Source organism: Mycobacterium sp. MS1601, from assembly GCF_001984215.1.
Lineage (GTDB): Bacteria > Actinomycetota > Actinomycetes > Mycobacteriales > Mycobacteriaceae > Mycobacterium.
This window is the reverse complement of sequence record NZ_CP019420.1, coordinates 6,322,118-6,339,862: the sequence shown is the minus strand read 5'-3', so window position 1 is coordinate 6,339,862 and position 17,745 is coordinate 6,322,118. Positions and strand designations below refer to the sequence as shown.

The following is a 17,745-nucleotide window of genomic DNA, read 5'->3' as shown; positions in this document are numbered from 1 at the left end:
CACTGTCTTAACTCGGACTTGCCCGAGTTAACGCATTCGACATTCCGCGCGACTACTGCCGGAAACAGGGCGATCTCACCATTCCTGCTGTGGAGACCTCTGCGCCCACAGCGACCCCATCCCGCTCACCGGACATCGCCACCGCCTCCTCCGGGAACACCTTCATGTGTCTCGTACGGTTCGCGCTGGCCAACATCCGCCGGAGACCCGAACGCTTCGTGCTGTCCGTACTCGGCATCGCGCTGGCCATCGCCTGCGTCGTCGTGGTTCGGACCATCGCAGCCAGTTTCGCGATCACCGGCGCCGATTCGGTGACCGACGTACTGGGTGACTCGCAACTGTGGGCAGTACCAGCCGCCGGTGTGCACTTCGACCAGGAAGCCCAGGCACTGGTGGCCGGTGGGCCCGCCCCCGCCATCACCATCCCTGACGGCTGGCGCGGGGTGCACACCATCTCCGGTGTCACCGATATCGGCGGACAGGCGGTCTCGCTTCGCGGAAACGACGAGATTGCTTCCGGCGTAGCGGTTCTGGGGCCCGATCTGGCCGCCCGTCTGGGTGTCGCCTCCGGCGGCACGGTCAGCGTCGGCGGCAAGCAACTGACCGTCGACACCTCAGGCGTCGGGCAGTCGATGCTCGTGTCGACCGATCTTGCGGAGTCGGTGGTCGGAGACAACGGATGGTGGACCGTCTATGCCCCAGCAGGGCAGGAGAAGCGCCGTGATCTGGCCCAGGTGTTCGGCGCCGAGGTCGATCTACCGTCCACCCCTGACCCCGCGGTTCAGCCCGACCCCGCAGGTGCCGGGTTGATCTACGACACGCTGGGCGGCTCGGGCCCGCTCAATTTCGAGCAGCGGTTCTCCGCGCTGTTCTCCGGCCAGGTCACCAGCTCCACGCTGGGCTTGATCTCGATCGTGGGCCTGGGCCTCGGCTTCGTCATCGCGGTGTCGTCGTTCCTGGCGGCGGTGCAGGAACGCAAACGCGAGTTCGGCATCATGAGCAGTATCGGTCTGGCCGACGAGGTGCTCTACTTCTTCCTCGTCGAGTCGTTCATGGTGTTCATCGCCGCCTACCTGGTGGGTGTGCTCGGTGCCGGAGCCGCTGTGGCACTGGTGATCCCGGGCATCGCCACTGTCACCGCGTGGCTGCAGGCCTCGGCCATGGTGGCAGCCTTCCTCCCTGCCATGGCCATCGTCGGTGCCTTGATACCGGTCCACCGGCTACTACAACAGCGGCCGGTTGCTCTCCTGGAGGCGCGATGATCAGCAAAGGCCTTGCCTACGGTTACCTTTCGGCACGCCGACGCATCGGTGAGATGGTGCTGCCCATCGTCACCACCGCCACCGGCGCCTTCCTGGTGGTGCTCGTCTTCGGGATGTCCGCCGGCATCAGCGCCCAATCGGCCACCCTCGGACACGCCGACGAGATCGACAAGGCCGTCATCCTGATCGCCGTCACTGTGCTGCTGGTCGGTGTGGTCGAAGTCGCGGTGGCCACCACCAGGACCATCGCCCACCGCACCCGCGAGCTCGGCGTGCTCAGCGCCAACGGCGTCCCGCGCGGACCCGTGGTGGCAGCGCTGCTGGTGGAACCCGTTGTCGCAGCTGTACTGGGCGCGCTCCTTGGTGCCGTCCTCGCGGTGCTCACCGGAGCGATCCTGGCGATGGTCGGCTTGGTGGGCACCGGCATCTCCTACGGCGGCATGTTCGCCGGCGTGCTGATCGCCATAGCCGTCAGCATCCTGGCGGCCGTCGCCACCAGCATCGTGCCCACGTGGAACGCGGCGTCGCGTCCCCCCATCCGTTCCCTGACCGCAGGAGGTTAGACAACAATGACCGCATTGGACGCGGAATCCGACGCCACCGGCGCCCTCGGCGACACCGAGAAGGCGCAGAAGCCCGTCATCGAGATCAGTGATGTGTGGAAGCTGCACAAGCTGGGTGATGAAGTGGTCAAGGCTCTGGTGGCCGCCGAACTACAGGTCATGCCAGGCGAATTCGTGTGCCTCATGGGCCCGAGCGGAAGTGGCAAGTCCACCCTGCTGAACATCATCGGCGGCTTGGACCGGCCGACGAAGGGCACGGTGATGCTGGCCGGCCAGGACACCTCCAAGCTCACCGAGAGCCAGTTCGCCGCGCTGCGCCACGACACCATCGGGTTCATCTTCCAGAGTTACAACCTGATCCCGTTCCTGTCCGCGGTCGAGAACGTGGAACTGCCGCTGATGTTCGAGCCCTACGACCGCAAGGCCCTGCGCAAGCGGGCCACCGAACTGCTCGAACTGGTGGGGTTGAGCCATCGCATCAACCATCAGCCCACCAAGATGTCAGGAGGGGAACAGCAGCGCACCGCCATTGCGCGGTCGCTGATCAGCAATCCGACGCTGGTGCTCGCCGACGAACCCACCGCCAACCTGGATCACCGTACGGGGGAAACGGTGGTCCGCATGCTGCGTGACCTGTGCTCGACGCTGGGCGTCACCGTGGTCGCCAGTACCCACGATCCCACGGTGGCCGACGAAGCGAGCCGTGTTGTCCGCATGAAAGACGGACAGATCATCAACTGATTCACCCTCCCTCGGTCCCCCTAGTTTCTCCCGGAGAACAGATGACGCAAGAACTCGACGCTGCTCGAATAGCAGACCGCGACAAGCTCATGACCACCGAGCTCGTCCCCGAGCAGGTCCTGCCGAAGGTGATGAGCACCTTCGGCCTCACCGCCATGTACGTGTTCATCATCTGCTGGATCACCGGTTCCTCGGTGATGGCCGCCGGTGGTTGGACAGCGATCCCGATGTGGATCCTGGGCATCCTGTTGTTCCTCATTCCCGCCGGTATGGCCGTCGTCGAACTGGGCAACCTGTGGCCCGGCCAGGGCGGTGTGTACATCTGGGCGGCCCGAACCATGGGTGAGAAGTGGGGATTTGTCGGCGGCTATCTGTCGTGGATCCCGGTGATCCTCAACGGTGCCGGTTCACCTGCCATCGTGTTGCAGTTCGTTCTGCTGGCATTCCATGCCGAACTGGGTCTGATGACCAGCATCATCTTGCAGCTGGTGATCCTGTGGAGCATCGTCGGTTTGGCCCTGGCCCGGCTGGCCGCCAACCAGAAGGTGATGAACACCGTGTTCGTCGTGTACTTCGTGCTGACGTTCACCATCTTCATCGCCGGGCTGATCTACGCGGCGAAGAACGGGTCGGCGACACCGTTCAGCTGGCAAGACGCCACCGTGCCGAACTTCGCCACCGCCGGGTTCCTCTTCGGCACGGTCATCTTGTACCTGCTCGGTGTCGAGACGCCCTACAACATGGGTGCGGAGTTTCTCTCGGTGCGTAAGAGCGGCCCGAAGATGATCGCCTGGGGATCGTTTGCCCTCGTGGCCATCTACCTGCTGACCACGCTGGGCACCATGATGGTGTTGCCGTCCGACCAGATCGATCCGGTCACCGGCGTCATCGGCAACCTCGACGTCTCCGGCTTCCCGGGGCTGATGGAAGTCGCGGCAATCGTCCTGGCCGTCATCGTGTTCGTGGCTCTGATGACCTACCAGGTGGCCTACTCCCGCCTGATCTTCGTCTCCGGTCTGGAGCGCCACCTGCCGCGCATCTTCACCCACCTCAATCCGCGCACCCGCAATCCGGTGACCGCGGTGCTGATCCAGGGTGTGCTGTCGTCGATCATCCTGGTGACTCTGTACTCGCAGAGCAGCATGGCCAACGTCACCGTCTACATCCAGGGTGGTCTGAGCGTGGTGTGGCTGATCTCCGGCTTCTTCTTCCTTTTCCCGGTGATCATCGCGCGCAAGAAGTACGCAGACCGCTATGAGAGCGAGCAGTTCTGGCGGATTCCGGGCGGGATGACCGGTGTCTGGATCACCGTCATCGTCGGATCGATCGGCACGCTGGGCGGCATCTACTACTCGTTCTTCACCCCGTGGCTGGACGTGCCGACCGCGACCTGGATGACCTGGGTCGGCGGTATCGGCCTCGGTATGGTGGCTCTTGGCGTGATCGTGTACGTGTTCGGCCGTCGTTCGGCGGCGAAGATGAACCAGGAAGACGCCCTCGCGCACTTGGCGGTCCTGGATCTCAACAAGGAGGAATCACCCAAATGACCATGGACAGCACGGTTCTGAACACACCGGGTACCGGTGATTCAGTCAGCTATCCACTGGATCCCCTCTCCGGCGCAGAGATCGAGGCGGCGGCGAGGATCATCTCGGAGTCCGAATATGGCACTCCCACATTGAAGTTCGTGATGATCCAGCTCGCCGAGCCGGACAAGACACCGGAGTTGACGTTCGCGGACACCGCGGTGGCACGTCAGGCGTTCGTCACCATGTACGACGGTGCCGCCAAGATGATCTACGAGGCGGTTGTCGACGTCGCGGCGGGCACCATCGACGCCTGGAAGGCCGTTCCCGGCCGCTTCCCCTCCTACCTCGTCGAACACATGACCGGGGTAGAGGAGAAGGTGCGGCAGGATCCGCGGTGGCAGGAAGCCATGCAAAAGCGTGGTGTCACCGACTTCAGCCTGGCGATGATCGATCCGTGGCCTGCCGGCTACTACGGCCAGCAGGACCACTACGACAACTCGCCACTGATCTGCCGTCCACTGACCTTCATGCGGGCCGCGCCGTCCGAACACGGTTACGCGCGGCCGGTCGAGGGCCTGATCGTCACCTTCGATCTCGACGCCATGGAAGTCCTGGACATCGAGGACCACGGTGTGGTGCCTCTGCCGCCGAAGTCGGGTAACTACGACCCACGTTTCATGTTCGACCCCGACAACCGGCCGGCGTTCACGCAGTTCCGCGACGGGGTGAAACCCATCGAGATCACCCAGCCCGACGGACCCAGCTTCACCGTCGACGGCTGGAATGTGCAGTGGCAGAAGTGGTCTCTGCGCATCGGGTTCAACCCGCGCGAGGGCCTGACCATCCACGAGGTCACCTACACCGACCGCGGTGAGACCCGGCCCATCATGTACCGGGGATCGCTGTCGGAGATGGTGGTGCCCTACGGTGACAGCTCACCCACGCACTGGAACAAGAACGTCTTCGACATGGGTGAAGTGGGTATGGGCTTCTCGGCCAACCCGCTGACCCTCGGTTGCGACTGCCTGGGTGAGATCCACTATTTCGACGGCACGGTCAACGACTCCAGCGGCAATGCCGTCACCATCCCGAACGCCATCTGCATGCACGAGGAGGACTACGGGATCTCCTGGAAGCACACCGACTTCCGCACCGAGGAAGTGGAGGTCCGACGGTCGCGGCGCCTGGTGGTGTCGATGATCTGCACGGTGGGCAACTACGAGTACGGCTTCTTCTGGTACTTCTACAACGACGCCTCCATCGAGGTCGAGGTGAAGCTGTCCGGCGTGTTGACCACCGGGTCCGTCCCGGAGGGTGAACTGCCACGCTGGGGCAAGATGGTGGCCCCCGGCATCTACGGTCCCAACCACCAGCACTTCTTCAATTTCCGCCTCGACATGAACATCGACGGGCCGGGAAACAGTGTCTACGAGGTGGATTCGATCCCGGAGCCGGACCCGGCGCTGAACCCGCACAAGAATGCGTGGATCACCCAGGACACATTGGTGGCCTCGGAAGCCGAGGGTGCCAGGGATTGGAACTGGTCCACCGGCCGGTACTGGAAGGTGGCCAATCCGTCGAAGATCAACGAACTCGGCGCGCCGGTGGCCTACAAGCTCACCCCGAAAGAGGTGGTGCCGGTGATGGTGCAGGAAGGTTCCTACATCTACGACCGGGCCCGCTTCGTCCAGCACAACCTGTGGGTGACGAAGTACGACCCGGCCGAGAAGTTCGCCGCCGGCGACTACATGTACCAGTCGGCCGACATGCAGGGTCTGCCCGAGTTCATCGCCGACGATGCGCCGTTGGACGACACCGATGTGGTGCTCTGGTACACCGTCGGGGCCCACCACGTGGTGCGGCCGGAGGACTGGCCGGTGATGCCGTGCGCGTACACCGGCTTCCACCTCAAGCCGGTCGGCTTCTTCGACGGCAACCCGGCACTGGATATCCCGCCGAGTCCGCCGGCAGCATGCCATTCGGCTCACCACGCGGGGTTGCCCGTCGCCGAACGAGCGCGGGAGTCCTAGCGGTCGCCCAGTTCGAGGACGTCGCCGGTCAATCCGGCGACGATCCTCGGATCATGGGTCACCACAACCACTCCCGTGCCCTCGTCGGCCATCTGTCTCAACAGGTCCACCACGGCAGCCGAGGCGATCGGATCCAGCATCGCGGTGGGCTCGTCGCACAGCAGGAATGTCGGTTGCGCCATCAGTGCCCGGGCGATACACGCACGCTGTAGCTGGCCGTCACTGACCTGGGCCGGGTAGCGGTCCAGCAGCAGCGGGTCCAAGCCCACTCGAGTGATCACCGGATCCAGATCGACGGTGCTCCTGCGAATCCTGGCGGGCTCGGCGATCACCGCCCCCAACTGCCAGCGCGGGTTGCACACCAACCGGGGGTGCTGGGCCAACATGCCCACAGAGCCCCCGATCTGCACTGTGCCCGAGCAGGGCCGCTGCAGACCGGCCAGCACCCGCAGCAGGGTGGTCTTGCCGCAGCCGGAGGGTCCGGTGACACCGACGATGTCTCCGGCTCGCACGGTGAGGTTGGCGTCGCGCAACGCCGTGCGTCCGGCGTAGTCGACGCTGACGTCCTGCGCGTGCAGCCGGGTCATGCCGTCACCCCGGCGAAGAACCGCCGGCTGTAGTCGTCGCCGGCTCCGGTGATCTCGGCCCATGGACCTTGGGTGACCACGGTGCCGTCTCGCATCAGCGCGATGTCGTCGCACACCCCGGAATCCAGCAGCGTCGTCAGATCGTGGGTGATGGCAAGCACGCCGGCGCCGGCGCGCGCAGCCGCTCCCAACAGCTCCCACACCGCGGCGGCGTGGCCGGGGTCCAGCGCCGAGGTGGGCTCGTCGGCGATCAACAGGGCCGGGCGGGCGGCGATGGCGGCGGCGATGGCCGCACGCTGTGCCATGCCGCCGGACAGCTCGTGCGGATACAGCGCGCCGGTGTCCGGCGGCAACTGGGCCGCGGCCAGCAGTTCGGCAGGATCCCGGTCGGCGCCGAGCCGTCGGCACACCTCGGTGAGCTGCGCGCCGATGGTGCGAACCGGGGTGAACGACGTCGCTGCCGACTGCGGCACGAATCCCACCCGGCGGCCGCGCAATTGCCGCCACTGCGATTCCCCGGCGTCGCTGACATCGCGGTCGCCGATCAGGATCTGGCCGCTGGCCCGTGATCCCGGCGGCAACAGCCCACACAGGGCTGCGGCGACAAGTGACTTGCCGCAACCGGATTCGCCGATCAGGGCGGTGAAGCCCGCCGCAGGAACCGACAGGTGCACGTCGTCCAGGGTGCGCACAACGGGGGAGCGTCTGCCGCCTCGGGTGGCGATGTCGACGGTGACGCCGACCAACTGGGCGGCCGCTTTCGGTGAATAGACCATCACCACACCCGCCCGGACGGAGGTTCGTGACGTTGCCGCAGCGCGGTGGCGGAGGCGGCGAACACCAGCGCCGTGAGGATCAGGGCGCCGGCGGGCACCACCAGCGTCCACCAGGCGCCGGAAAGGATGTCACCGCGCGCCTGTCCCAGCAGCGTGCCCAGGCTCGCCTGGTCCGGTGAGAGCCCGACGCCGAGGAAAGACAGGGTCGATTCGTGCCACACCGCGTGCGGCAACAGCATCACCATCGCCACGACGGCCTGACCGGTGACCGCGGGCAGCAGGTGATTGCGAGCCACGAACCACCGTGACGCTCCGGCCAGCCGCGACATCTGCACCCAGCCGGCGTCGGTGACCGACAACAACTCGGCCCGCACCACGCGGGCCACCGCAGGCCAGTGGGTAAGGCCGATCGAGGCGATGATGGCCAGTGGCTCGCCACGCCACATCGCCGCGATGACGATCCCGACGACCAGGTGCGGCAGGGCGTTCACCCCGTCCACCAGGCGCATCACCGTCGCATCGATCCACCCGCCGGCCAGCACCGACCCGATGCCGATCACGGCGCCGATCACGGCGGACACCACCGCGCACGTGGCGGCGATCAGGAGCGAGATCTGCAGCCCCTCTGCGGTTCTGACCAGCAGGTCGTACCCGGAATGGTCTGTGCCGGCCAGATGCGCCGCGCTCGGCGGCCGCAACGCCCGGCTGAAGTCGGCCGCCTGGTCACCGGCCAGCAGGGGGACCAGCACGGCGGCAACCAGGATGGTTGCCAGCAGCATCCAGGGCCACTGCACGAGGGACCGTCGGGACAACAATGAAATGCTCATGCGCGCAAGCCGATCCGGGGATCGAGGGCCACTGCGGCGGCATCCGAGAGCGCCGAACCCAGCAGTACCGCCAGCGCGGCGCCCACCGTCAGTGCCGCCATGAGTGCGAAGTCCAGCGCCGCCGCCGATTCCACCAGGACCGCCGCGACGCCGGGCCAGCCGAAGATCGTCTCCACGATGGCCGCACCGGCGATGAGCTCCGGTAGCCGGGTGCCCAGCAGCGCCAGCGTCGGAAGCACCGACACCGGCGCGATGTGGCCGCGCAACAGCGGCCAGCCGTCCACGCCGCGGGCGCGGGCCGCGCGCACCGCATCGGAGTCCCTGGCGTCGCGCACCTCGGCTCGGGTGGCCAGCATCAGCCACGGGATCTGCGACAGCACCAGAGCCGTCAGCGGGAGCGCGGCGTAGGTGAGTACGCCGCTCACCGTGTAGTCACTGCCTGGCGGCCGGGCACCTGAGGTGGGGAACCAGCGCAGCCCGACAGCGAACACCGTCACCAGTGTCAGCGACACCACGAAGGGCGGAACCGCGGCGAAGGTGACCGCAAAGCCGTTGCAAGCCCGGTCGATGGCACCGCCGCGCATGCCGGCGACGGCGCCGAGCAGGATCGCGATCGAGGCGCCGAGCACCAGTGCGGTGCCCGACAGCGCCAGGGTGAAGGGCATCCGTTCGGCCAGCACCGTGCTCACCGGCAGCGACTGGGTGGACGACCAACCCAGGTCACCGGACAACGCGGTGGTGAACCAGTGCCACCACGCTTGCCACCAGGGCTGGTCCAGATCGTAGGCAGCCCGCATGGCCTCGCGCTGCGACTGGGTGGCGAACTGGTAGTTGCTGCCGAGGTAGGCCGCAAGTGGGTCGAACGGCGAGAGTGCGGCCACGAAGAACATCCCGACCGACACTGCCACGGTCACCGGAATCGCGATGACAGCACGGATTCCGAGCAGCCTGGCGGCGGGAGTGATTCGGTTGCGACGCCAGTTCTCGGTCACCGGGTCCATGCGCCCATATGCCACCACGGACCCCAGGTGACTCCATGCGAATGTGGTTCCAGAATCGGTGCCGATTGGTTCCAGCCGAGGTCGCGGTAGGCGTAGGTGTGATCCAGGAAAGCCAGGAACACGCTCGACGGTTGGGCGACGTAGCTGGCCTGGATGTCGCGGTAGAGCGCGTCTTTGCCGTCGCCGCTGGCGGATTCGCGGGCCCGGTCCAGCAGTTCGTCGAGACCGGGGGCGGTGAAATTGCCGGGGTTGGAGTAGGGGGAGGAATCCGGCAGCCGGGTGTGCAGGGTGTCGTAGACCTGCGAGTCGATGCTGTACGGGGTGGAGCCGCCGCCCAGCAGAACCGCAGAGGTCTCGAACCGGGTGTCGATCTCGTCCCAACTGGTGCCTCGCGGATTGACCTGGATGCCAAGCGGTTTCATCGCGGTGGCGAAAGCCACCGACAGATCGCGGCGCAGGGTGTCCGCGGCGTTGTAGAGCAACTCGAATTCAGCGCGGGCACCGTCCTTCTCCCGGATGCCGCCGGCGCCGGTGACCCAGCCGGCGCGGTCCAGGATGGCAGCGGATTCATCCGGGTCGAAGGCGAAGGTGGCTTCGGGGTTGTAGGCAAGGCCGTAGACGTCGCCGATCGGTGTGTCGGCTGGGCGGCCATGGCCGTCGAGGACGTCGCGGATCACGGCCGTGCGGTCCACACCCAGGTTCATCGCCAGCCGGGCCAGCGGATCGGCGGTGAAGGCAACACCGGACGGGAACGAAACTCCGCGCCAGTCAGCCGATTTCACCGCGACAGTGCTGATCTCGTCGCTCTCCACCGAGCCCACCAGCTTGGGCGGCAGGTTGGCGCCGTCCACCTCCCCGGTGGCGATGCGTTGTGCGCGGGTGTTGTCGTCGGGGGTGTAGGTGTAGACCAGGCGTGCCACCTGCGGCCTCTCGCCCCAGTAATCGTCGCGTGCCACCATGACTGCCTGATCGGGACGCAGGCTGTCCAACCGGTAGGGCCCGGTGCCCACCGGTTCGGTGTTCAGTGCCCAGTCGGCGGCCGGGGCGTCCTGCACCTTTTCCGACGGGACGATCCCGGTCAGCAGATACGGTGACGGGTCGGCGTCGGTGTTCACCTCGATCGTCACGGCCAGCGGTCCGTCGGCGGCAACAGAGGTGATGGGCGCGACATTGGTGGCGATATCGGAGGCCACGGCCGGATTCTTGAGCGCCTCGTAGGTGGCCACCACGTCGGCGGAGTCGAAGTCGGTGCCGTCGGAGAAGCTGACACCTTCGCGCAGCGCGATGCGCCACTGGCGCGGGGCGCGCTGTTCGGGAGGCGCCGACGCCAAGGCGGGTACCAGGTCGGGGATCTGTGCGTCGGTGTCCGACGCCGGACGCAGGAGTCCTTCGTAGATGGGGGAGACACCGAGTTCGCCGTAGCTGACGAAGGGGCTGTAGCCACCCAGCTCCTGGCCTTCGGCAAGGATGATCTGGTCCTGGTTCGCCGGCTCCGACGGAGCGGCGCAACCCGCGACGGTGATCACGGTCACCGCGGTGGCAAACCCGACACGGCGGGGAACCCTGCTCAGTGCCATACGTCCTCTTCCGCTCATCTGTTCAATTGATCAGACCGAACCTTACCTGGCAGTTCGCTGTGCGCCATCACCCGATCGGGTAGTCCCACTTTTGATGCTGGGCGCTCCGGGGTCCCCCGCATGAGGCAGGATGGGAACAGCCGTCCTGGCTCACGCCCGGATGGCGCTTGTATGTCCGGCAACGGCGAATCCGATGGGGGTGGCAGATGACGACGGCGATTCCTCGTCCGAAGTACGCCCGAGTGCTCCTCAAACTCGGCGGTGAAATGTTCGGCGGCGGCCAGGTCGGCCTGGATCCCGATGTGGTGTCGCTGGTGGCTCGACAGATTGCCGACGTGGTGCGAGAAGGCGCCCAGGTGGCGGTGGTGATCGGCGGCGGCAACTTCTTCCGCGGCGCCCAGCTGCAGCAGCGCGGTATGGAACGCACCCGCTCGGACTACATGGGCATGCTCGGTACCGTGATGAACAGCCTTGCGCTGCAGGACTTCCTCCAGAAGGAAGGCATCGACACCCGGGTGCAGACCGCCATCACCATGGGTCAGGTGGCCGAGCCGTACATCCCGCTGCGCGCTCGGCGTCACCTCGAGAAAGGCCGCGTGGTCATCTTCGGCGCAGGCATGGGACTGCCCTACTTCTCCACCGACACCACCGCCGCACAGCGCGCCCTCGAGATCGGTGCCGAGGTGGTGCTGATGGCCAAGGCTGTTGACGGCGTGTACACCGACGACCCTCGCACCAATCCGGACGCCGAGCTGCTGACCGCGGTCACCCACCGCGAGGTCCTCGACCGCGGCCTCAAGGTGGCCGATGCCACCGCATTCAGCTTGTGCATGGACAATGGCATGCCGATCTTGGTTTTCAACCTGCTGACCGACGGAAATATCGCCCGGGCCGTCGCAGGTGAGAAGATCGGGACACTGGTCACCTCTTGATCTCTGCGTAAAGCGGCGACCGGCCAGGGGAACGAAGTGAGTGACGGGAGAGAACAACCGTGATCGACGAGGCGCTCTTCGATGCCGAGGAGAAGATGGAAAAGGCCGTGACGGTGGCCCGCGACGATCTGTCGTCGATCCGCACCGGTCGTGCCAACCCCGGCATGTTCTCCCGCATCAACATCGAGTACTACGGCTCGATGACGCCGATCACCCAGTTGTCCAGCATCAATGTGCCCGAGCCCCGACTGGTCGTCATCAAGCCCTATGAGGCGTCGCAGCTGCGCAGCATCGAAGACGCCATCCGCAACTCCGATCTGGGCGTCAACCCCGGCAACGACGGCAACGTCATCCGAGTCTCCATCCCGCAGCTCACCGAGGAACGCCGCCGCGATCTGGTCAAGCAGGCCAAGGCCAAGGGCGAGGACGCCAAGGTCTCGGTGCGCAACATCCGGCGCAAGGCCATGGACGAGCTCAGCCGTATCAAGAAGGACGGCGAGGCCGGCGAGGACGAGGTCACCCGTGCCGAGAAGGACCTCGACAAGAGCACGCAGACCTACGTCAGTCAGATCGATGAACTGGTCAAACACAAGGAAGGTGAGTTGCTGGAAGTCTGACTTCCAGTGAGCACCCCCGTGGCCAACACCGACACTGGCAGTGAGCCGGCGCCGAAGTCTTCGCGTGCCGGTCGCAACCTTCCCGCGGCCATTGCCGTCGGTTCCTTTCTGGGCTTCGGTCTGATCGCCATCCTGCTGTGGGTCCCGTACGTCTGGATCGGCGTGGTGGCTGCGGCTATCGCGGTGGCCACCCACGAGGTGGTCCGCCGGCTGCGTGAGGGCGGCTACGTCATCCCGGTCGTGCCGCTGCTGGTGGGTGGCCAGGCCACCATCTGGTTGACCTGGCCGTTCGGCGCCGCCGGTGCGCTCGGCGGCTTCGGTGGGACCGTGCTGGTGTGCCTGATCTGGCGACTGCTGGCGCAGGGGCTCAAAACCGCCCCGTCGAATTACCTGCGGGACGTGGCCGTGACGGTTTTCCTCACCGCGTGGATTCCGCTGTTCGGCGCGTTCGGTGTCCTGCTGATCTACCCCGACGACGGCTGGGCCCGTGTGCTCTGCATGCTGCTGGCCGTGGTGTTCTCCGATATCGGTGGCTACGCCGCCGGGGTGCTGTTCGGCAAACACCCGATGGTGCCTGCCATCAGCCCGAAGAAATCCTGGGAGGGTTTCGCCGGCTCGTTGGTCTGCGGTACCACCGCCGCGGTGCTGGCGGTGGTGTATCTGCTGGAGCAGCCCGCTTGGGTGGGCATCCCGCTCGGCATTTTCCTGGTGATCACCGGCACGCTGGGGGACCTGGTGGAATCGCAGGTCAAACGCGATCTGGGCATCAAGGACATGGGCACACTGCTGCCCGGCCACGGCGGCATCATGGACCGCATCGACTCGATCCTGCCGTCGGCCGCGGCCACCTGGATCGTGCTCGCCGTCCTCGCCTGATTGGGGTTGACGCCGCCGATGGCGGATACTGGAACCCGATCATGAATCTTCCCCTGGTATTCGAGGCACCGCGACGGGCACTTCCCCCGCGGCATTTTGCCGATCTGGACGCCGACGCACGCGCGGCCGCCGTCGCTGAACTGGGGCTTCCGGCCTTTCGCGGCAAACAGCTGGCCTCGCAGTACTACGGCAGGTTGATCGCCGACCCCGAGCAGATGACCGACCTGCCCGCCGGGTTGCGCACGCAGCTGGGCGAATCGCTGTTTCCGGAGTTGCTGAAGGTTGCCAAGCAGATCCAGTGTGACGCGGGGGAGACCCGTAAGACGCTGTGGCGGGCAGTCGACGGCACCACCTTCGAGTCGGTGCTGATGCGTTACCCCGACCGCAACACCGTCTGCATCTCGTCGCAGGCAGGCTGCGGCATGGCCTGCCCGTTCTGTGCCACCGGCCAGGGCGGCTTGATGCGCAACCTGTCCACCGCAGAGATCGTCGAGCAGGTGCGCGCCGCAGGTGCCGCGGTGCGCGACGAGTTCGACGGCCGGCTGTCCAACGTGGTGTTCATGGGCATGGGCGAGCCGTTGGCCAACTACAACCGCGTGGTGGCCGCGGTGCACCGCATCGTCGACCCGTCACCGCAGGGGTTCGGCATCTCGGCGCGTTCGGTCACGGTGTCCACCGTGGGGCTGGCGCCCGCCATCCGCAAGCTGGCCGACGAGAAGCTGGGCGTGACGCTGGCGTTGTCGCTGCACACCCCGGACGACGAACTGCGCGACACCCTGGTTCCGGTGAACAACCGCTGGAAGATCGAAGAGGTGCTGGACGCCGCACGCTACTACGCCGACCGCACCGGACGGCGGGTCTCGGTGGAGTACGCGCTGATCCGTGACGTCAACGATCAGCCGTGGCGGGCAGATCTGCTGGGCAAGAAGCTGCATACGGCGTTCGGGCCGCTGGTACACGTGAACTTGATCCCGCTGAACCCGACCCCGGGCAGCGAGTGGGACGCCAGTCCCAAACCGGTGGAGCGGGAATTCGTGAAGCGGGTGCGTGCCAAGGGCGTGTCGTGCACGGTGCGGGACACGCGGGGCCGTGAGATTGCCGCCGCGTGTGGCCAGCTGGCGGCCGAGGGACGAGGCCGGTAGCGCAGCGCGCACGCGCGTGGATGGGGCGTGTGGCCAGCTGGCGGCCGAGGGCTGACATCGCGAGATCGACGTTACGCAGGTGATCACTCGAACTTTCGCTGCGTAGCGTCGATCTCGCGGTAGCGGTCTAGCGAATCCAGCCCTTTTGGCGACCCCACCAGTCGCGCACCAGGAAAAACGTGGCGATGACGGCGAAGCCGATGAGGAAGTAGTCCTCGACGTGGCCGACATGGTTGCCGTGCATCATCAGTAGCAGGAAGCCGATGATAAACAGCCCGGTCAGATGCCAGGTGCGGTAGTTGATCTTGCTCCAACCCCACTTGGCGGACGGCACATCGGCAGGATCGACGTCGTCGTAGCGCTCCACCTCGGTGCTGACCACTGCTGAGCTCCTCACGGATCGGGGCTGTATTTCTGCCCGTCATTCTGGCATACGCCGTTTCAGCTCAGCGCGTTGTACCGGCGTAGCGCCTCGGCGCGCTCGGCGCTGTGGTCGACGATCGGAGCCGGATAGTCGTCGCTGCCGTACTCGGGCACCCAGCGGCGCACGTAGGCCTGCTCGGGGTCGAACTTCTTGCCCTGGGTGTCCGGATTGAACACCCGGAAGTACGGCGCGGCGTCGGTGCCGCATCCGGCCGCCCACTGCCAGCCGTGTTGATTGCTGGCGATGTCGCCGTCGAGCAACTGCTCCAGGAACCAGCGTGCACCCCACTGCCACGGCAGATGCAGATCTTTGACGAGGAACGACGCGGTGATCATCCGCACCCGGTTGTGCATGAAGCCGCTCTCGCGCAGCTGCCGCATCCCGGCATCGACGATGGGAAACCCGGTGCGGCCTTCCTTCCACGCGGTGAACAGTTCGTCGTCGTCGTCGACCTCGATGGCGTCGAAGTCGCTGTTGAAGTTCCACCACGCGCTGCGGGGCCATTCGGCGAGCACACTGGCGTAGAAGTCGCGAAACGCCAGTTCCCGCAGGTACGCCGACGGACCTTCGGCCTTGCCCAGGTCGGCAGCCAGGGTGCGGGGATGGATGTTGCCGAAGTGCAGGTAGGCCGACATCCGGCTGGTGGTGTCCAGGTCGGGCCGGTCGCGGTCACCGGAGTAGCCATCGAGGTTCTGCTCGACGAACCGCTTCCAGCGCCGCCTGGCGGCCTTCTCGCCGGCCGGATAGGGCAGCTGGGTACCCGGGTCGGGGATCTCGATGTTCGTGCCCGCCCCGGACACGTCGGCGGGGTCGATCCAGCGCGCCGACTTTGGCCCGGTCTTGGCCGGCGCGCGCCAGCCGTGCTCGCGCCAGCGGCGGAAGTACGGGGTGAACACCTTGTAGGGGGAGCCATCGTCCTTGGTGACACGACCGGGGGAGACCAGGTAAGCCGAGCCGGACCTCTCCAGCGGTACCTCGCCCAGTGCTTTGGCCACCTGCTCGTCACGCGCCCGGCCGAACGGGGTGAATTCCTCGGACACGTGCACCGAGGTGGCGCCGACGGCCTTGACCACCGCGGGGATGCGGGAGTCGGGACGTCCCCGGGTGACCAGCAACCTGCCGTCGAGAGCGTCGCGCAATTCGCGCAGCGAGTCGTAGAGGAACTGCAACCGCCGCGGCCCCGAGGAGGCCGTCAGACGGGGGTCCAGCACGTAGCAGGCCAGCACCTCGGCGTCGTCGGCTCCAGCGTCGAGCAGCGCGGGGAGATCTCCCAGCCGAAGGTCGCGACGAAACCACAGCACCCGAGTCATGCCAGTGATGCTGCCCTGTTTCGGGCGGAAGGAAACTTCTCGTTCGGTGACAGCTCTCTGACGCTGACAGAATGGCCGGCATGACGCTGCACGACTATCCGCGTGACATGGTGGGCTACGGTCCCAATCCGCCGCACCCGAACTGGCCAGGCGGCGCCAACATCGCCGTTCAGTTCGTCCTCAACTATGAGGAGGGTGCTGAGAACAACGTGCTCGACGGCGACACCCGTTCGGAGACATTTCTCTCGGAAGTCATTGGTGCCCAGCCTTTTCCCAACCGACACATGAGCCTGGAGTCGTTGTACGAGTACGGCTCCCGCGCCGGTTTGTGGCGAGTGCTGCGGGTGTTCGAGCGCCGCGGCCTCCCGCTGACCATCTTTGGTGTCGCCATGGCCCTGGCCCGCAATCCTGAAGCAGTCAAGGCCTTCCAGGAGCGGGGTGACGAGATCGCCTGCCACGGCCTGCGGTGGCTGAGCTACCAGCTGATCGATCCGCATGTGGAGCGCGAGCACATGGCCGAGGCGGTGGCGTTGATCACTGAACTGACCGGTGCGCCGCCGCTGGGTTGGTACACCGGGCGCGACTCACCCCAGACCCGGCAACTGGTGGTCGAGCACGGCGGGTTCCTCTACGACTCCGACTCCTACTCCGACGACCTTCCGTACTGGACCAGGGTGGACGGTCACGACCACCTGGTGGTGCCCTACACGTTGGACACCAACGACATGAAGTTCGTGTCCACCAGCGGATTCCCGTCCGGTGACGAGTTCTTCGCGTACCTGCGCGACGCCTTCGACGTGCTGTACGCCGAAGGCGCCGCGGGTGCACCCAAGATGCTGTCGGTCGGTCTGCACTGCAGGCTGGTGGGCCGGCCCGCCCGCGTCGCCTCCCTGGAGCGCTTCCTGGACCACGTGCAATCCCATGACAAGGTGTGGATCACGCGGCGGGTGGACATTGCCCGACACTGGATCGAGCACTTCCCGCCGCCGCTCAGCGATTGAAGGTGGCGGGCGGCATCAGCACGGTGTCGACCAGGTACACGGTGGCATTTGCCGTCTGGACGCCACCACAGAGCACCGAGGCGTCATTGACCACGAGTTGGTCTGCCGGTCCGGCCACAGTCACCGGCGCTCCCTGCACGGTGGTGTGTGTGCCGGCCACCTGCTCGGGGCTGACCCGACCCGGAACCACATGGTAGGTAAGGATGTTCGTCAACATCGCAGCGTCGGTTTTCAACGTCTCGATGGTGGTGGGATCGATCTTGGCGAACGCGTCGTCAGTGGGGGCGAACACCGTGAACTCACCACCGTTGAGGGTGTCGACGAGGTTGACGTCCGGATTGAGCTGACCGGATACCGCCGAGGTGAGCGTGGTGAGCATCGGGTTGTTCGACGCGGCCACTGTGACCGGATCCTGGGACATGCCCGTCACCGACGCCGGACCCGTCGGATTCTGTTCGGCATACGCCGCGCATCCCGGGCCCATCGGACCCATGGGTTCGCCAACCGCGGCAGGGGCGCCGGCCAGTGTCAAGCCCATGGCTGCAGCGGC

Annotated in this window: 18 protein-coding genes; 10 read left to right on the top strand and 8 right to left on the bottom strand. The window is 66.2% G+C overall.

Annotated features, from left to right (window positions below):
- Window positions 1-89: 89 nt before the first annotated feature.
- Genes BVC93_RS30315 through BVC93_RS30295 form a run of 5 tightly spaced genes read left to right on the top strand, consistent with a single transcriptional unit; the run spans window position 90 to window position 6,125 of the window.
- Window positions 90-1,262, top strand: coding sequence for an FtsX-like permease family protein (locus BVC93_RS30315; protein ID WP_083740631.1), 1,173 nt, complete (start codon window positions 90-92; stop codon window positions 1,260-1,262).
- Entirely contained in the window at window positions 1,259-1,825 is a 567-nt protein-coding gene (locus BVC93_RS30310; protein WP_083740630.1) for an ABC transporter permease, read from the top strand. The genes BVC93_RS30315 and BVC93_RS30310 overlap by 4 nt, the downstream gene beginning before the upstream one ends.
- A gap of 6 nt (window positions 1,826-1,831) precedes the next feature.
- Window positions 1,832-2,566, top strand: coding sequence for an ABC transporter ATP-binding protein (locus tag BVC93_RS30305; protein ID WP_083740629.1), 735 nt, complete (start codon window positions 1,832-1,834; stop codon window positions 2,564-2,566).
- A 41-nt stretch (window positions 2,567-2,607) separates the two neighbouring features.
- On the top strand, window positions 2,608-4,113 hold the full coding sequence (locus BVC93_RS30300) for an APC family permease (protein WP_083740628.1): 1,506 nt from the start codon (window positions 2,608-2,610) through the stop codon (window positions 4,111-4,113).
- Window positions 4,110-6,125, top strand: a complete 2,016-nt coding sequence (locus BVC93_RS30295) for a primary-amine oxidase (RefSeq protein ID WP_083740627.1) — start codon at window positions 4,110-4,112, stop codon at window positions 6,123-6,125. The genes BVC93_RS30300 and BVC93_RS30295 overlap by 4 nt, the downstream gene beginning before the upstream one ends.
- Here the strand turns inward: BVC93_RS30295 and BVC93_RS30290 are convergent.
- Genes BVC93_RS30290 through BVC93_RS30270 form a run of 5 tightly spaced genes read right to left on the bottom strand, consistent with a single transcriptional unit; the run spans window position 6,122 to window position 10,893 of the window.
- The gene (locus tag BVC93_RS30290; RefSeq protein ID WP_083740626.1) at window positions 6,122-6,712 is read right to left on the bottom strand and encodes an ABC transporter ATP-binding protein; all 591 of its coding nucleotides are present in this window, start codon (window positions 6,710-6,712) and stop codon (window positions 6,122-6,124) included. The two genes, BVC93_RS30295 and BVC93_RS30290, sit on opposite strands and share 4 nt — an antisense overlap.
- Window positions 6,709-7,488, bottom strand: a complete 780-nt coding sequence (locus BVC93_RS30285) for an ATP-binding cassette domain-containing protein (RefSeq protein WP_083741476.1) — start codon at window positions 7,486-7,488, stop codon at window positions 6,709-6,711. Before BVC93_RS30285 ends, BVC93_RS30290 begins: the two co-directional genes overlap by 4 nt.
- The gene (locus BVC93_RS30280) at window positions 7,488-8,315 is read right to left on the bottom strand and encodes an ABC transporter permease (protein WP_083740625.1); all 828 of its coding nucleotides are present in this window, start codon (window positions 8,313-8,315) and stop codon (window positions 7,488-7,490) included. Before BVC93_RS30280 ends, BVC93_RS30285 begins: the two co-directional genes overlap by 1 nt.
- Window positions 8,312-9,316, bottom strand: a complete 1,005-nt coding sequence (locus BVC93_RS30275; protein ID WP_083740624.1) for an ABC transporter permease — start codon at window positions 9,314-9,316, stop codon at window positions 8,312-8,314. The genes BVC93_RS30280 and BVC93_RS30275 overlap by 4 nt, the downstream gene beginning before the upstream one ends.
- Window positions 9,304-10,893: an ABC transporter substrate-binding protein gene (locus BVC93_RS30270; RefSeq protein ID WP_083740623.1), complete on the bottom strand. Its 1,590-nt coding sequence runs from the start codon at window positions 10,891-10,893 to the stop codon at window positions 9,304-9,306. The genes BVC93_RS30275 and BVC93_RS30270 overlap by 13 nt, the downstream gene beginning before the upstream one ends.
- A gap of 206 nt (window positions 10,894-11,099) precedes the next feature.
- On the opposite strand from BVC93_RS30270, the gene pyrH reads away from it, so the two are divergent.
- From pyrH to rlmN, 4 genes are read left to right on the top strand one after another with little or no spacing between them, the layout of a single operon-like run.
- The gene (pyrH, locus tag BVC93_RS30265; protein ID WP_083740622.1) at window positions 11,100-11,825 is read left to right on the top strand and encodes a UMP kinase; all 726 of its coding nucleotides are present in this window, start codon (window positions 11,100-11,102) and stop codon (window positions 11,823-11,825) included.
- A 59-nt stretch (window positions 11,826-11,884) separates the two neighbouring features.
- The gene (frr, locus tag BVC93_RS30260; RefSeq protein ID WP_083740621.1) at window positions 11,885-12,442 is read left to right on the top strand and encodes a ribosome recycling factor; all 558 of its coding nucleotides are present in this window, start codon (window positions 11,885-11,887) and stop codon (window positions 12,440-12,442) included.
- A 6-nt stretch (window positions 12,443-12,448) separates the two neighbouring features.
- The gene (locus tag BVC93_RS30255) at window positions 12,449-13,318 is read left to right on the top strand and encodes a phosphatidate cytidylyltransferase (protein WP_083740620.1); all 870 of its coding nucleotides are present in this window, start codon (window positions 12,449-12,451) and stop codon (window positions 13,316-13,318) included.
- A gap of 41 nt (window positions 13,319-13,359) precedes the next feature.
- Complete coding sequence (gene rlmN, locus BVC93_RS30250; RefSeq protein ID WP_083740619.1) at window positions 13,360-14,460, top strand: 23S rRNA (adenine(2503)-C(2))-methyltransferase RlmN; 1,101 nt, start codon at window positions 13,360-13,362, stop codon at window positions 14,458-14,460.
- A gap of 127 nt (window positions 14,461-14,587) precedes the next feature.
- Here rlmN and BVC93_RS30245 read toward each other — a convergent pair whose 3' ends face one another.
- Together BVC93_RS30245 and BVC93_RS30240 are read right to left on the bottom strand one after the other, a co-directional pair.
- On the bottom strand, window positions 14,588-14,842 hold the full coding sequence (locus tag BVC93_RS30245; protein WP_083740618.1) for a DUF2631 domain-containing protein: 255 nt from the start codon (window positions 14,840-14,842) through the stop codon (window positions 14,588-14,590).
- 59 nt (window positions 14,843-14,901) lie between these two features.
- Window positions 14,902-16,194 (bottom strand): cryptochrome/photolyase family protein, encoded by a 1,293-nt coding sequence (locus BVC93_RS30240; protein WP_083740617.1) that lies wholly within the window; start codon window positions 16,192-16,194, stop codon window positions 14,902-14,904.
- A gap of 71 nt (window positions 16,195-16,265) precedes the next feature.
- Here BVC93_RS30240 and puuE point away from each other — a divergent pair, with 71 nt between their 5' ends.
- Window positions 16,266-17,195 carry an allantoinase PuuE gene (gene puuE / locus BVC93_RS30235; protein ID WP_236950183.1) on the top strand — a complete coding sequence of 310 codons (930 nt, stop codon included), beginning with the start codon at window positions 16,266-16,268 and terminating at the stop codon, window positions 17,193-17,195.
- Here puuE and BVC93_RS30230 read toward each other — a convergent pair.
- Complete coding sequence (locus tag BVC93_RS30230) at window positions 17,185-17,733, bottom strand: fasciclin domain-containing protein (RefSeq protein ID WP_269466581.1); 549 nt, start codon at window positions 17,731-17,733, stop codon at window positions 17,185-17,187. The two genes, puuE and BVC93_RS30230, sit on opposite strands and share 11 nt — an antisense overlap.
- Window positions 17,734-17,745 lie beyond the last annotated feature (12 nt).